12 protein-coding genes are annotated in these 14,215 nt (G+C 64.3%); 8 read left to right on the top strand and 4 right to left on the bottom strand.

All coding sequences use genetic code 11. The features are described 5' to 3' along the window. Nucleotide 1 precedes the first annotated feature (1 nt). From xdhA to xdhC, 3 genes are all read left to right on the top strand, one after another. Nucleotides 2–1,483, top strand: a complete 1,482-nt coding sequence (gene xdhA, locus D3227_RS01145; protein WP_120011852.1) for a xanthine dehydrogenase small subunit — start codon at nucleotides 2–4, stop codon at nucleotides 1,481–1,483. Next, nucleotides 1,483–3,825 (top strand): xanthine dehydrogenase molybdopterin binding subunit, encoded by a 2,343-nt coding sequence (xdhB, locus tag D3227_RS01140; protein WP_120011851.1) that lies wholly within the window; start codon nucleotides 1,483–1,485, stop codon nucleotides 3,823–3,825. The genes xdhA and xdhB overlap by 1 nt, the downstream gene beginning before the upstream one ends. 61 nt (nucleotides 3,826–3,886) lie before the next feature. Then, the gene (gene xdhC, locus D3227_RS01135; RefSeq protein ID WP_120011850.1) at nucleotides 3,887–4,789 is read left to right on the top strand and encodes a xanthine dehydrogenase accessory protein XdhC; all 903 of its coding nucleotides are present in this window, start codon (nucleotides 3,887–3,889) and stop codon (nucleotides 4,787–4,789) included. Between the two features lie 22 nt (nucleotides 4,790–4,811). Here the strand turns inward: xdhC and dps are convergent, their stop codons facing one another. After that, the gene (dps, locus tag D3227_RS01130) at nucleotides 4,812–5,300 is read right to left on the bottom strand and encodes a DNA starvation/stationary phase protection protein Dps (protein ID WP_120011849.1); all 489 of its coding nucleotides are present in this window, start codon (nucleotides 5,298–5,300) and stop codon (nucleotides 4,812–4,814) included. A 246-nt stretch (nucleotides 5,301–5,546) separates the two neighbouring features. Here dps and D3227_RS01125 point away from each other — a divergent pair, with 246 nt between their 5' ends. Beyond that, nucleotides 5,547–6,383 carry a PhzF family phenazine biosynthesis protein gene (locus D3227_RS01125; protein WP_120011848.1) on the top strand — a complete coding sequence of 279 codons (837 nt, stop codon included), beginning with the start codon at nucleotides 5,547–5,549 and terminating at the stop codon, nucleotides 6,381–6,383. 2 nt (nucleotides 6,384–6,385) lie between these two features. Here D3227_RS01125 and D3227_RS01120 read toward each other — a convergent pair whose 3' ends face one another. The 3 genes from D3227_RS01120 to D3227_RS01110 all read right to left on the bottom strand — a co-directional run bounded on the left by D3227_RS01120 (nucleotide 6,386) and on the right by D3227_RS01110 (nucleotide 9,636). After that, nucleotides 6,386–7,651 carry an LLM class flavin-dependent oxidoreductase gene (locus D3227_RS01120; RefSeq protein WP_120011847.1) on the bottom strand — a complete coding sequence of 422 codons (1,266 nt, stop codon included), beginning with the start codon at nucleotides 7,649–7,651 and terminating at the stop codon, nucleotides 6,386–6,388. Beyond that, on the bottom strand, nucleotides 7,648–8,616 hold the full coding sequence (locus tag D3227_RS01115) for an LLM class flavin-dependent oxidoreductase (RefSeq protein ID WP_120011846.1): 969 nt from the start codon (nucleotides 8,614–8,616) through the stop codon (nucleotides 7,648–7,650). The genes D3227_RS01120 and D3227_RS01115 overlap by 4 nt, the downstream gene beginning before the upstream one ends. Before the next feature lie 99 nt (nucleotides 8,617–8,715). Further along, complete coding sequence (locus tag D3227_RS01110; RefSeq protein WP_120011845.1) at nucleotides 8,716–9,636, bottom strand: LysR family transcriptional regulator; 921 nt, start codon at nucleotides 9,634–9,636, stop codon at nucleotides 8,716–8,718. 138 nt (nucleotides 9,637–9,774) lie between these two features. Here D3227_RS01110 and D3227_RS01105 point away from each other — a divergent pair, with 138 nt between their 5' ends. The 4 genes from D3227_RS01105 to D3227_RS01090 all read left to right on the top strand — a co-directional run bounded on the left by D3227_RS01105 (nucleotide 9,775) and on the right by D3227_RS01090 (nucleotide 14,165). Next, a complete protein-coding gene (locus D3227_RS01105; RefSeq protein ID WP_120011844.1) occupies nucleotides 9,775–10,992 on the top strand; it encodes a urate hydroxylase PuuD in 1,218 nt (405 codons plus the stop codon). Between the two features lie 2 nt (nucleotides 10,993–10,994). After that, a complete protein-coding gene (gene guaD, locus D3227_RS01100; RefSeq protein WP_120011843.1) occupies nucleotides 10,995–12,311 on the top strand; it encodes a guanine deaminase in 1,317 nt (438 codons plus the stop codon). Nucleotides 12,312–12,384: 73 nt separating this feature from the next. Further along, complete coding sequence (locus D3227_RS01095; protein WP_120011842.1) at nucleotides 12,385–12,888, top strand: heme-degrading domain-containing protein; 504 nt, start codon at nucleotides 12,385–12,387, stop codon at nucleotides 12,886–12,888. Further along, complete coding sequence (locus D3227_RS01090) at nucleotides 12,885–14,165, top strand: glycerate kinase type-2 family protein (protein WP_120011841.1); 1,281 nt, start codon at nucleotides 12,885–12,887, stop codon at nucleotides 14,163–14,165. The genes D3227_RS01095 and D3227_RS01090 overlap by 4 nt, the downstream gene beginning before the upstream one ends. Nucleotides 14,166–14,215 lie beyond the last annotated feature (50 nt).

Here is a 14,215-nt window from a genome sequence, read left to right as displayed (position 1 = left end):
CATGGCCAAGATCAAGATACGCAACGAGATCCGCTTCATCCTCAACGGCGAGGATGTCGCGCTCACGGCGGTCGCGCCCGACGAGACCTTGCTCGACTGGCTGCGGCTCAACCGCACGCTGCGCGGTACCAAGGAAGGTTGCGCCGAAGGCGATTGCGGCGCCTGTACCGTGCTGGTCGGCAGGCTTTCCGCCGGCAGACTGGTCTATGAATGCGTCAATGCCTGTATCCGCTTCCTCGGCTCTCTCGACGGAACCCATGTCGTCACGGTCGAGCATCTGCGCGGCGACGGCGAAAAGCTGCACCCTGTGCAGCAGGCGATGGTCGATTTCCACGGTTCGCAATGCGGTTTCTGCACGCCGGGCTTCGTCATGTCTCTCTATGCGCTGTGGATGCGCTCGCCCGAGCCGTCGGACGCGGCGATCGAAAAGGCGCTGCAGGGCAATCTCTGCCGCTGCACCGGCTACGAGGCGATCGTGCGCGCAGCCCGCGCCATCTCCAGCTACGGCAAGGCGGCGAAGGACCCGCTGGCGGCGGAGCGCAAGGCGATCACGGCGAAGCTTAAGGCGATGAAGGACGGTTCGCGCGTCGAGATCGGCTCGGGCAAGCAGCGGCTGGTCGTGCCGGCCAATGCCGATGACCTGGCCAGCGTGCTCGACAAGGAGCCCGGCGCCACCGTCGTTGCCGGCTCGACCGATGTCGGCTTGTGGGTGACCAAGCACATGCGCGACATCTCGCCGGTGGTCTTCATCGGCAATCTCGACGGTCTCAGCACCATTTCCGAGGACAAGGGCGTGATCTCGATCGGCGCCGGCGTCACCTACAGCGAGGCGTTCTCGATATTGGCGAAGCGCATCCCGGCGCTCGGGCCGCTGTTCGACCGCATCGGCGGCGAGCAGGTGCGCAATATGGGCACGATCGGCGGCAACATCGCCAACGGCTCGCCGATCGGCGACACGCCGCCGCCGCTGATCGCGCTGGGTGCGCAGCTGACGCTGCGCCGCAGCAAGAAGCGGCGCACGATCCCGCTGGAAAATTTCTTCATCGCCTATGGCAAGCAGGACCGGCAGCCCGGCGAGTTCGTCGAAGCTGTGCATGTGCCGGTGCCGGCCAAGGCAACAAAGTTTGCCGTCTACAAGATCACCAAGCGCCGCGACGAAGACATCACGGCTGCGCTGGGTGCATTCCACCTGACATTGGCCAAGGACGGCACCGTGGCCGATATCTGTATCGCTTATGGCGGCATGGCGGCGACGCCGCAGCGGGCTTTTGGAGTCGAGAAGGCGTTGCTCGGCAAACCCTGGACGGAAGCGACAGTGGAAGCGGCGATGGCCGAGTACGCAAAAGACTTCACGCCGCTGACCGACATGCGGGCAAGTGCTGAATATCGCGCGCTGGCGGCGAAGAACCTGCTGCTGCGTTTCTTTGTCGAAACCACCGGCACCAAGGCGCCGTTCCAGGTTTCCCGGTACGAGGCGGCGTGATGACCAAGCACACCCCCAACCTCAAGGCCCAAAAGATCTCCGGTGGCGTTGCCACCGACCAGCGCCATGATTCCGCGCACAAGCATGTCAGCGGCACGGCGGTCTACATCGATGATATGCCGGAACCGGCTGGCACGCTGCATGGCTGCCTCGGGCTTTGCACGGCCACCCATGCCACGATCACCAAAATGGACCTGTCGGCGGTGCGCAGCGCTCCCGGTGTCGTCGACGTGCTGACGGCGAAGGACGTGCCCGGCGAAAACGACATTTCGCCGACCGGCCGCCATGACGAGCCGGTGCTGGCCGACGGCAAGGTGCAGTTCTACGGCCAGCCGATCTTCTGCGTCATCGCCGAGACGCGCGAGCAGGCGCGCCGCGCCACCAGGCTGGCCAAGGTCGAATACAAGGAACTGTCTTTTGTCACCGACATTGGCGACCTCGATCCACGGAAGGACAGACTGGTCACGCCGCCGCTGACGCTGAAGCGCGGCGATGCAGCCGCTGCGATCAAGGCGGCGCCGCGCCGGCTCAAAGGGCAGATGCGCGTCGGCGGGCAGGAGCATTTCTATCTCGAAGGCCATATCGCCATGGCTATTCCCGGTGAGGATGAGGACGTCACCATCTATTCGTCGACCCAGCATCCGAGCGAAGTCCAGCATATGGTCAGCCACGCGCTTGGCGTGCCGAGCAACGCCATCACGGTGGAAATCCGCCGCATGGGCGGCGGTTTTGGTGGCAAGGAGACGCAAGGCAACCAGTTTGCCGCATTGGCCGCGATCGCCGCCAAGCGCCACCATCGTGCCGTGAAAATCCGGCCCGACCGCGACGACGACATGATCGCCACCGGCAAGCGCCACGATTTCCTCGTCGACTACCAAGTCGGCTTCGATGACGAGGGCAACATTTTAGGCGTCGACTTCATGTTCGCGGCGCGCTGCGGCTTTTCGTCGGACCTGTCCGGCCCGGTCACCGACCGTGCGCTGTTCCACTGCGACAACACCTATTTCTGGCCAGCGGTGCATGCGCAGTCGGCGCCGCTCTACACCAACACCGTCTCGAACACCGCCTTCCGGGGCTTCGGCGGCCCGCAAGGCATGGTGGGTGCGGAGCGCGTCATCGACGAGGTTGCCTTTGCGGTCGGCAAGGATCCGCTCGAGATCCGCAAGCAGAACTTTTATGGCACCTCGGATCGCAACATCACGCCCTATCACCAGACGGTCGAGGACAACATCATCCATCGCATCGTCGCCGAGCTGGAGGCGAGTTCGGACTACGCAAGGCGCCGTCGCGTCATCGAGGCGTTCAACGTCAACAGCCGCTTCATCAAGCGCGGCCTGGCGCTGACGCCGGTGAAGTTCGGCATCTCGTTCACCGCCACGCATTACAACCAAGCCGGCGCGCTGGTGCATGTCTACACCGATGGTTCGGTGCATCTGAACCATGGCGGCACCGAGATGGGGCAAGGCCTCTACCTCAAGGTGGCACAGGTGGTGGCGGAAGAATTCCAGATCGACCTCGACCAGGTCAAGATCACCGCAACGACCACCGGCAAGGTGCCGAACACCTCGGCCACGGCAGCGTCGTCCGGCTCCGACCTAAACGGCAAGGCGGCGCAGAACGGCGCCAGGCAGATCAAGGACCGGCTGACCGATTTCGCCGCCGAAAAATACCAGGTGCCGCGCGACCAGGTGGTGTTCCTGCCCAACCGGGTGCGGATCGGCAACCAGGAGATCGCCTTCGCCGACCTGATCAAGCAGGCCTATATGGCCCGCATCCAGCTTTCGGCGGCGGGCTTCTACAAGACGCCGAAAATCCACTGGAACCGCGACAAGGGCCAAGGCCGCCCCTTCTATTACTTCGCCTATGGCGCGTCGTGCTCGGAAGTCTCGATCGACACGCTGACCGGCGAATATGTGGTCGAGCGCACCGACATATTGCACGAGACCGGCCGCTCGCTGAACCGTGCCATCGACCTCGGCCAGATCGAGGGTGGCTTCATCCAGGGCATGGGCTGGCTGACGACCGAGGAACTTTGGTGGGACGGCAAGGGCCGGCTGCGCACGCATGCGCCGTCGACCTACAAGATCCCCTTGGCTTCCGACCGGCCGAAGATCTTCAACGTCACGCTGGCCGACTGGCCGGAGGCCAGCGAGCCGACGGTGCACAGATCCAAGGCGGTCGGCGAGCCGCCCTTCCCGCTCGGCATGTCGGTGCTCCACGCGCTGTCGGATGCGGTGGCGAGCGTTGCCGATCACAAGGTCTGTCCGCGCCTCGACGCTCCGGCAACGCCCGAGCAGGTGCTGATGGCGATCGAGCGGCTGAAGGCCAAGACGAGAGTGTGAAACGGCCAAGCCGTGCAAATCCGGCCGAAACCGCCTATATTTCCCAATTGGGAACGCGAAAATGAACTCGAAAGTGCAAAGCCTGAAAGCCTTTTTAGCCGACGCTAGCCGGGTTGCCCTGGTAGAAGTGGCAGGCACAAAAGGCTCGACGCCACGCGAGAAGGGCGCCTTCATGCTCGTCTCGCAGGCATCGATTTTCGGCACCATCGGCGGCGGCCAGCTCGAATACATGGCAATCGACAAGGCGCGGCAGATGCTGGGGACACGCTCGTCGCCGCGGGCGCCAGCCAAGGAAGCCCGCATCGAGGTCGACGAGGTCTGCGCCACGCTCGATGTTCCGCTGGGGCCAGAAATCGGCCAGTGTTGCGGCGGCAGGGTCAAAGTATCGATACGACTGCTCGACGCTGCGCTCGAGGCGGAACTCATCCGCAATGCCGAGGCCGAGGAGGCGGATCTGCCGCATGTCTATCTCTTTGGCGGCGGTCATGTCGGCCAGGCGCTAGCCTCGGCGCTGGCGCTTTTGCCCATCCATGCCGTCGTCGTCGAGACGCGGGCCGAGGCGCTGGAAGGCATGCCGGAAACGGTCGAGACGAGGCTGACGCCGATGCCCGAGGCCGTGGTGCGCGAAGCGCCGGCGGGAGCCGCCTTCGCCATCCTCACGCACGACCATGCACTGGATTTCCTGATCGTCACCGAGGCACTGAAGCGCGACGATGCCGCCTATGTCGGCATGATCGGTTCGAAGACCAAGAAGGCGACCTTCAAAAACTGGTTCCTGAAATCGGCGGACGGCAGTGAGGCGGAATTCGCCCGCCTCGTCTCGCCGATCGGCGGCGACGCCGTCAGGGACAAGCGCCCGCCGGTGATTGCAGCGCTCGCCGCCGCCGAGATCATGACGGCATTGGTCTCCCATGCCGCCTTGGCGTCGAGTTCAAGCTCTCCGGAGAAAGCCATGGCCGGCTGATGCCAGCCGGCCTCCAGGCGGCCTATTCCTTTTCCTGTGTATGGGCTTCCAGGAACCACAGCAATTTGTCGAGCGAGCGCGAATAGGCGGTGAAGATGTCGGCGGTGTCGGCGTCGCCAGCATCGGCTGCCTCGTCGATTGCCGCGCGGGTCAGCTTGGCCGCCGCCGCATAGCGGTCGATCAGCGCGGCCAGATGATCATTGGTCTTGTGGATGTCGGTCGGATAGGGCTTCAGCTTGGTCGCTTTTGCCACTTCCTGCGAGGTGCCATGCGCGGTGCCGCCAAGCTGCGCGGCACGCTCGGCGATGATGTCGACATGGCCATCGATCTCCTCGCGGAACGTGTCCAGCATTTCATGGATGGCGATGAATTGCGGCCCCTTGACGTTCCAGTGCGCCTGCTTGGTGATCAGCGCCAGGTCGATGGCGTCGGCGAGGCGGGCATTGAGCAGATCGATCGACTCCTTTTTGGCATCGGATTTCAGATCGTTTTTTGTGACGATGGCGTCCATGACTGGCTCCTGTGGGGAAAGTTGGGGAAGGCTGGGCGAAATGATCTCGAATGGCGGCCGCAGGCTGGGCTTGCCATCGCGCGGCCGGCAGAGCCAAAAACGGCATTGCGTGGCTTTCGTTCCGCGGAGCCGCCAGGATCGGAACTCGGGGTATGACCCCCGCTCACAGCTGCTCCTCGCTTTCTTCGTTTCACAAATGGCCAAGGACAGTGTTTCCTGCGCGCCTTTCAACAGGGCGGACTTCACATGGACATACTGAGAATCGCGGCCTTTTCGGACGGCGACGCCGGCGGCAATCCTGCGGGCGTGATGATAGACGATGCCTTGCCGGATGCCGCCACAATGCAGCGCGTCGCAGCCGAGGTCGGATTTTCGGAAACCGCCTTTGCCGCACCCGAGGGGGACGGCTGGCGGGTCCGCTACTTTTCGCCTGAAACCGAAGTTCCCTTTTGCGGCCATGCCACGATTGCGCTCGGTGCGGGCCTCGTCCGGCAATTCGGGGACGGGACTTTTGCACTGACCCTCAACCAGGCCAGCATCTCCGTCGAAGGGTTTCGCGAAGGCACGAACATTGCCGCCGCGCTGCAGTCGCCACCGACGCGCAGCAAGGCCGCTCCGCCGGAGCTTCTTGCACAGACGCTGGCGCTGTTCGGCTACTCGGCTGAGGATCTCGATCCGGCCATTCCACCGGCGCTGATCCATGGCGGCGCCGACCACCTCGTGCTTGCGCTGAAGTCGCGCAAAGCGCTCGCAGCGATGGCCTACGACCTGAAAACCGGACAGGCGCTGATGCGCCGCGAAGGGCTGGTGACGATCCTGCTCGCCTACGCCGAGACGCCGCGCCTCTTCCACAGCCGCAACCCGTTCGCCTCCGGCGGCGTCTATGAGGATCCGGCAACGGGGGCCTCGACCGCCGCCTTCGCCGGCTATCTGCGCGACATTGGCTGGCCGCATGGTGGCGGCATCGACATCGTCCAGGGCGAGGATATGGGCATGCGCTCGCGCCTGCATGCCGACATCCCATCCACACCCGGCAGTTCGATCAGGGTGACCGGAACCGCCCGGATGATGAACGGCGGCTAACTTTACGCCGGCCGCTTCAAGCCGAGATGCTCGCGCAAGGTGCGGCCTTCGTACTCCGTGCGGAACAGGCCGCGCCGCTGCAGTTCCGGCACAACGAGCGTGGCAAAGGCATCCAGCTCGCCGGGGAACCAGGACGGCATAACGTTGAAGCCGTCGGCCGCACCGCCTTCGAAGCGCGCCTGCAATTCGTCGGCGATCTGCGCCGGCGTGCCGACGACGCGCCAGTGGCCGCGCGCGCCGGCGAAGTGCCGGGCAAGGTCGCGGATGGAAAGGTTGTCGCGGCGCGACTGCTCGATGACCAGCGCCTGTCGGCTCTTCATGCCTTCGCTGGGCGGCAGTTCCGGCAGCGGTCCGTCGATCGGATAGCGCCAGAGATCGGAGATGCTGAGATAGCTGGAGAGCAGCGCGACGCCGACGTCGTCGGGGATCAGCTCCTGCAATTGCTCGTATTTCTCGCGAGCTTCTGCTTCCGTTTCGGCCACCACGGGTGCTACGCCGGGCATGATCTTGATATCGTCCGGCTCGCGTCCGTAGGCCGCAAGCCGCCCCTTGAGATCGTCGTAAAAGGCTTTTGCTTCCTCGAATGTCTGCGCCGCGCTGAACACGACATCGGCGGTCCTGGCGGCGAGGTCCTTGCCGTCCTCCGATGCTCCCGCCTGCACCATGACCGGCGCGCCCTGCAGCGAGCGCGGCAGGTCGAGCGCATCCTTGACCGAGAAGCTTTGGCCATCATGGCTGAGGCCGCCAGTGTCGGCGCCGCGCCAGAGGCCGGCGACCACGGCGGCGAATTCACGTGCCCGCTCGTAGCGGTCGGCATGCGGGCGCAGGCCGGTCGAGCCGAAATTGGCGGCCTCGATGTGGCTCGCCGAGGTGACCAGGTTCCAGCCGGCGCGGCCGCCGCTCAGTTGATCGAGCGACGCAAAGGTCCGTGCCAGCCCGTAGGGCTCGTTGTAGCTGGTCGAAGCGGTTGAGACGAGGCCGATGCGCTCGGTCTGGACGGCGAGCGCCGCCAGCAGGCTGATCGGCTCGAAGCCGATCGAGCGCGAGGTCTGACTGGCGATGCCGACATTGGCCTCGCGCAGGCCGGCCGCATCCTCGCAGAAGATCATGTCAAGCTTGGCCGCCTCGGCCGTCCGCGCCAGCTGGATGTAATGATCGATGTCGATACCCGCCGTCACATGCGCCTCAGCATGGCGCCAGGCAGCGATGTGGTGGCCTGTCGCCCACAGGAAGGCGCCGAGCTTCATCTGTTTCCTGCGCGCGGTCATGGCCTGTTGCTCCCGCCAAGTCCGAGATGCGCGCGCAGCGTCGTGCCGGTGTAGTCAGGCCGCAGCAGGCCGCGACGGCTCAGTTCCGGCAGGACACGATCGACGAAATCCTCGCCCGCCAAAAGTTCTGCCGGCAAGACCAGGCTGAATCCGTCGCAGCCTTTCGAGCCTAACCTTGCTTCGAGCTTGTCGGCGGCAAGCTCGCGGCCTGCGGCGACTGATATCAGCACCTTCACGGCGTCCGGGTTGCGTCCGGCGCCAAGCGTCCGGCGTTTCAGATCGTCATAGGCGGCTTTCGTGGCCTCCGGCGGTGTTTCCTCTAGCAGGATGACATCGGCCACGCGGACAGCGAAATCGCGATCCGCCAGGCCCGACATGACGAGCACTGGCGTATCCTGCGGCGAGCGCGCGACGTTGAGCGGGCCGCGCACCGTGAAGAACTCGCCCTTGTGGTCGAGCAGGTGCATCTTTTCCGGGTCGTGGAAGCGGCCGCCGGCCTTGTCGAACAGCAGCGCATCCGTATCCCAGCCTTTCCACAAGCCCTGCACGATACCGATGAATTCTTCGGCGCGACGGTGGAAATCGCTCTCCGAAAACCCATCCGGCCGGCTGAAGTTGGCCGCCTCGCGCGGATCCTGGACCATGGCCGCGTTCCAGCCCACTCGGCCGTGGCTGATGATGTCGAGGGAAGCAAAACGGCGCGCCAGATTGTAGGGCTGGTGGGCAAGCGTCGAAGCACCCGCAACGAGCCCGATCCTTTCGGTCACTGTCGCAAGTGCGGCCAGAAGGGTGGTCGCCTCGAACGGGCTGCCTGCTTGCCGGCTGCCTGCCGCGGAGTCGGAAATGATGACCATATCCAGCCCGGCCGCCTCCGCCTTCCGCACGAAGCCAGCTATGCCGCTGAAATCCAGTTCGGCGGCCTGCCCTGCAGCGGAAGCGATATTGAGCGATACAGCGAGATGCATGACGCGAACCTAAGTTCGCCTTCGCGTAAGGCAAGCCCGTCGAGTGGGCCAGCGCGCCATCACTTGCCGGCCAGCGCGCCATCACTTGCCGGCCAGCCCTTATTTGCCAGCAAGTATATCCTTGATCAGCCGCTGACAGCGCTCGGCCATGAAGTCGAGCAGCAGCCGCACCTTGGGGTCCTGCAGCTTCTTGTGCGGGTAGACGGCAGCGAACTGCACCGGCGTCGGCGGCGTGTCGGCAAGGATCACTTTCAGGCGCCGGTCGCGGATGAACGGCTCGACCTCGAAGCGCGGCTTGTTGATGATGCCGCGTCCCGACAGCGCCCAGCCGGTCAGCACATCGCCATCATCGGTGTCATAGGGGCCGTGCACCTCGAATTTCTGCGGGCCGCCCGACATCTGTAGCGTCCACACATATTCGCGCGCACCGGAATAGCGCAGCATCAGGCAGTCGTGCTTCATGCCGATCAGTTCGTGCGGCTCGGCCGGTTCGCCGCGCGCCTCCAGATATTTCGGCGCCGCCACCAGCACGCGCTCGCATTCCATGATGCCGCGCATCCTGAGGCTGGAATCCTCGATGATGCCGAGACGGAAGGCGACGTCGATGCCTTCCTTCATGATGTCGACATTGTGGTCGGAAAGGCGGAGCCTGACTTCGATATCGGGGTATTTGTCGTGGAAATCGGGAATGCCCGACGCCACCAGCCGCCGGCCGAGGCCAAGCGGTGCAGTGACCCTGATGGTGCCACGCGGCTGGCCGGACAGTGCCGAGACGGCAGCTTCCGCCTCGGTGATCGCTTCCAGCACCTGCTTGGCGCCGGTGTAGAACACGGTGCCATGCTCGGTCGGCATCAACTGCCTGGTCGTGCGGTTGAACAGGCGGACGCCGAGATGTTTTTCCAGTTCCTTGATGCGGTTGGAGGCGACCGCCGGCGAAATGCGCATGTCGCGGCCCGCCGCCGACAGATTGCCGAGTTCGACGACGCGGACGAAAACGGCGATGTTGTCGAGATAGGCCATGCGGGTTTCGTGGCTCTCAAGCGGCTGCGTGGAACCAACCTAGTATTTTCCATTTTTTTTTGAAAGTCATCGTGCACCTCGCCTCTTTTCGTTTGCGCGCCACGCCGTAAAGTCAGCTGATCGGCAGGGACGATTGCAATGATGGATTTCGCGATTTTCTGGGACTGGCTGAGTTTCGCCGTGCGCTGGCTGCATGTCATCACCGGCATCGCCTGGATTGGCTCGTCCTTCTATTTCGTCGCCCTCGACCTCGGCCTGCGCCAGCGCCCAGAACTGCCCGCCGGCGCCTTCGGCGAGGAATGGCAGGTGCATGGCGGCGGCTTCTACCACATCCAGAAATATCTGGTGGCGCCGGCCGAAATGCCGGAGCACCTGACCTGGTTCAAATGGGAGTCCTACGCCACCTGGCTTTCCGGCTTCGCCATGCTGTGCGTCGTCTATTATGCCGGCGCCGACCTGTTCCTGATCGATCCGAACGTGCTGCCCATGTCGGTGCCTACAGGCATCCTGCTGTCGCTGGCGACCATCGGCGTCGGCTGGGTGGTCTATGATCTGCTCTGCCGCTCGCCGCTCGGCAAAAGCGACACCGGCCTTATGCTGGTGCTCTATGGCGTGCTGGTGTTTATCGCCTGGGGGCTCACCCATCTGTTCACCGGCCGCGCCGCCTTCCTGCATCTCGGCGCCATCACCGCGACGATCATGTCGGCCAACGTCTTCATGGTCATCATCCCCAACCAGAAGATCGTCGTTGCCGACCTGATCGCCGGCCGCAAGCCCGATCCGAAATACGGCAAGATCGCCAAGCAGCGCTCGCTGCACAACAACTACCTGACACTGCCCGTGCTGTTCCTGATGCTGTCGAACCACTATCCGCTGGCGTTTGCTACCCAGTTCAACTGGGTCATCGCCTCGCTGGTGTTCATCATCGGCGTGCTGATCCGGCACTATTTCAACAGCGTCCATGCACGCAAGGGCAACCCGACCTGGACCTGGCTCGGCGCCGCCGTGCTGTTCGTCATCATCATCTGGCTGTCGACGGCGCCGAAAGTGCTGACCGGCGAGCCCAAGGCCTCCGCCGCGGCCGAGGTCTACATCGCCTCGGCGCATTTCCCGGCCGTGCGCGATACCGTGCTTGGCCGCTGCTCGATGTGCCACACGCAAGAGCCGGCCTATGAGGGCATCTACCATGCGCCAAATGGCGTGATGCTGGACACCGATGCGGCCATCGCCGAGCATGCCCGCGAGATTTACCTGCAGGCAGGACGCAGCCACGCCATGCCACCCGCCAACGTCACCCAGATCAGCGACAAGGAGCGGGCGCTGCTGGTCGCCTGGTTCGAAGGCGCAGGGAAATAAGCATGAGCTCCATCATCCTTCTGCGCGGCCGCACGCTGTCCTTCCTGCGCTGGCCTGAAAGCATCGACGACCATGCCGCCTGGCGCTACGAGGAGGATGGCGGCCTCCTGATCCGCGATGGCCGGATCATTGCGGCCGGCGCCTATGCGCAAGTCGAGAAACAGGCTGGCGAAGGCGTCGAAAAAATCGACCATCGGCCGCATCTGCTGCTGCCCGGTTTCATCGACGCGCATGGGCATTTTCCGCAGATGCAGGTCATCGCCTCCTATGGCGCCGAACTGCTCGACTGGCTGAACAAATACACCTTTCCGGAGGAGACGAAGTTCGCCAACGCCCAGCACGGCCGCCGCATCGCCAGGCTGTTTTTGAACGAAATGGTGCGGCACGGCACGACGACCGTCGCTGCCTATTGCTCGGTGCACAAGGCTTCCGCCGAGGCCTTCTTCGCCGAGTCGCATGACCGCAACATGCTCAACATCGCCGGCAAGGTGATGATGGACCGCAACGCGCCGGACGGCGTGCTCGACACGCCGCAATCGGGCTATGACGACAGCAAGGCGCTGATCGCGGAATGGCACGGCAAAGGGCGGCAGCATTATGCCATCACGCCACGCTTCGCCATCACCTCGTCGCCGGAGCAGTTGGAGATGGCCGGCGCGCTCTGCCGCGAACACCCCGATCTCCACATGCAGACGCATCTGTCGGAAAACCACGCCGAAATCGCCTTCACCCAGGAGCTCTATCCGTGGTCGCGCGACTACACCGACGTCTACGAGCACTATGGGCTTTTGGGAAAAAGGAGCCTGTTCGGTCACTGCATCCATCTGTCGGAACGCGAGGCGGACGCGCTGTCGGGTTCCGGATCGGTGGCGGTGTTCTGTCCGACCTCGAACCTGTTCCTCGGCTCTGGCCTGTTCGACTATCAGCGCTACCGCACGCGTGACAAAGCCCTGCGCATCGCCGCTGCCACCGACGTCGGCGGCGGCACCAACTATTCGATGCTGCGCACCATGGACGAGGGTTACAAGGTGATCGCGCTGAACGGCGAGAAGCTCAACCCGTTCCAGTCTTTCTGGCAATTAACACGCGGCAATGCCGAGGCGCTGTCGGTTGCGGAAAAAGTCGGAACGCTGGATGAGGGAACGGACGCCGACATCGTCGTGCTCGACGCAAATGCCACGCCGGCGATGCGGCTGAGGATGGAGACGGTGGGATCGTTGGCCGAGGAGCTGTTCCTGCTGCAGACGCTGGGAGACGACCGCACTGTCCGCGAGGTCTATGTGGCGGGGCGCCCGGCCAAGCGCGACATGGCGGCCTGATCCGGTGCGTTCCCCGCTTGACCCGGCGGCAGCCATCGGTCAAAGCGTGCGGCGACATTGACAGGGGAACGAAATGGCCGTTGCCGACGACATCGCTCTGATCAAGAAACAGGAAGCCTCGCTCGTCTTTCCTTCCTTTGACGAGGCCGTCGCCTTCAAGATCGGTTCGGCGATCCGCGATCGGGCGCTGGCCGAGACCATGCCGATCATCGTCGACATCAGGACTTTCGACCGGCCGCTCTTCTACGCTGCGATGCCGGGCTCGAACGCCTCCAATCCGGACTGGGCGCGGCGCAAGATCAATGTGGTGAAGCGGTTCCTGAAGAGTACCTACCGCATGGTGCTGGAGCAGCAGCGCCCGGACCGCACCTTCAAGGTGGGCGAAGGGCTGGATATTGCCGATTACGTGCTGGCCGGCGGCGGCTTTCCGGTAACGGTCAAGGGCGCCGGCGTCATCGGTGTCATCGCCGTCTCGGGCCTGCCGGAGCGCGAAGACCACGGCGTCGTGGTCGATGCGCTGTGCAAATATCTGCGCGTTGACGCAGCCGAACTGGCATTGCCGCCGGAAGCAAAATGACAGAATTCGATCCGAAGACCTTCCTCACCTCCGTCTTCAACGCCGCCGTCGCCGCCGCCGATCCCGAACGGACCATCCGGGATCATTTGCCGGCGAAGCCAATGGGCCGCACCATAGTCATCGGCGCCGGCAAGGGCTCGGCGCAGATGGCGGCTGCGTTCGAGAAGGTGTGGGACGGTCCGATCGAAGGACTGGTCGTCACCCGTTACGGCTATGGCGCCAAATGCGAGCGCATCGAGATCATCGAAGCGGCGCATCCGGTGCCGGATGCGGCCGGGCTCGAAGCCTCACGGCGATTGCTGGAGAAGGTCCAGGGACTGAGCGCGGACGACCTGGTGGTGGCGTTGATTTCGGGCGGCGGTTCGGCGCTATTGCCTTCGCCGGCCGACGGCCTGACGCTGGCCGACGAGATCGCCGTCAACGAGGCGCTGCTTGCCTCCGGCGCGCCGATCGCGGCGATGAACACGATCCGCAAGCATCTCTCGACGATCAAGGGCGGCCGGCTGGCCGCAGCCGCCCATCCGGCCAAGGTGGTGTCGCTGGTCGTCTCGGACATTCCCGGCGACAATCCGGCGCTGGTCGCCTCCGGCCCGACCGTTCCCGACACCGGCAGCCGCGAGGACGCGCTGGCCTCGATCGCCGCCTATGGCATGAAATTGCCGGCTTCGGTGATGGCGCATATCAATTCGCCCGCCGCCGACGCGCCGCGCCCGGACGATCCGCGCTTTGCAGCCAATGAAGTGCACCTGATCGCCTCGGCCGGCGTATCACTGGAAGCGGCAGCCGCCGAGGCCAGGCGGCAAGGCATAAAGGCCGTCATCCTTTCCGACTCGATCGAAGGCGAGGCGCGCGAAGTCGGCGGCGTCCATGCGGCGATCGCGCGCGAGGTGGCGACCCGCAACCGGCCTTTCCAAAAGCCGGTGCTAATCCTCTCCGGTGGCGAGACCACGGTGACACTCCGTGCCAAAGGCAAGGGCGGCCGCAACTCGGAATTCCTGCTCGCCTTCGCCATTGGCATCAGCGGCATGGAGGGCGTTCACGCGCTCGCCGCCGACACCGACGGCATCGATGGTTCGGAAGACAATGCCGGCGCCTTTGCCGATGGCTCGACGGTCTCGTGCATGCGCACGGCGGGCGTCGACGCCAAGGCGATGCTAGCCGCCAACAATGCCTGGACGGCCTTCAATGCCGTCGGCGATCTGTTCGTCCCCGGTCCGACTGGCACGAATGTCAATGATCTGCGGGCAATCCTGATCCGCTCTATCCCTTTGTCTTGAGGCAATTCTGGACGGAAAACCGCTACGCACTTTTCTTGGAATTGCTCTGC

It is taken from the genome of Mesorhizobium waimense (genome assembly GCF_003601975.1).
GTDB lineage: Bacteria > Pseudomonadota > Alphaproteobacteria > Rhizobiales > Rhizobiaceae > Mesorhizobium > Mesorhizobium waimense.
The sequence above is the reverse complement of the archived record's forward strand: the minus strand, read 5'-3'. Positions and strand labels throughout refer to the sequence as shown.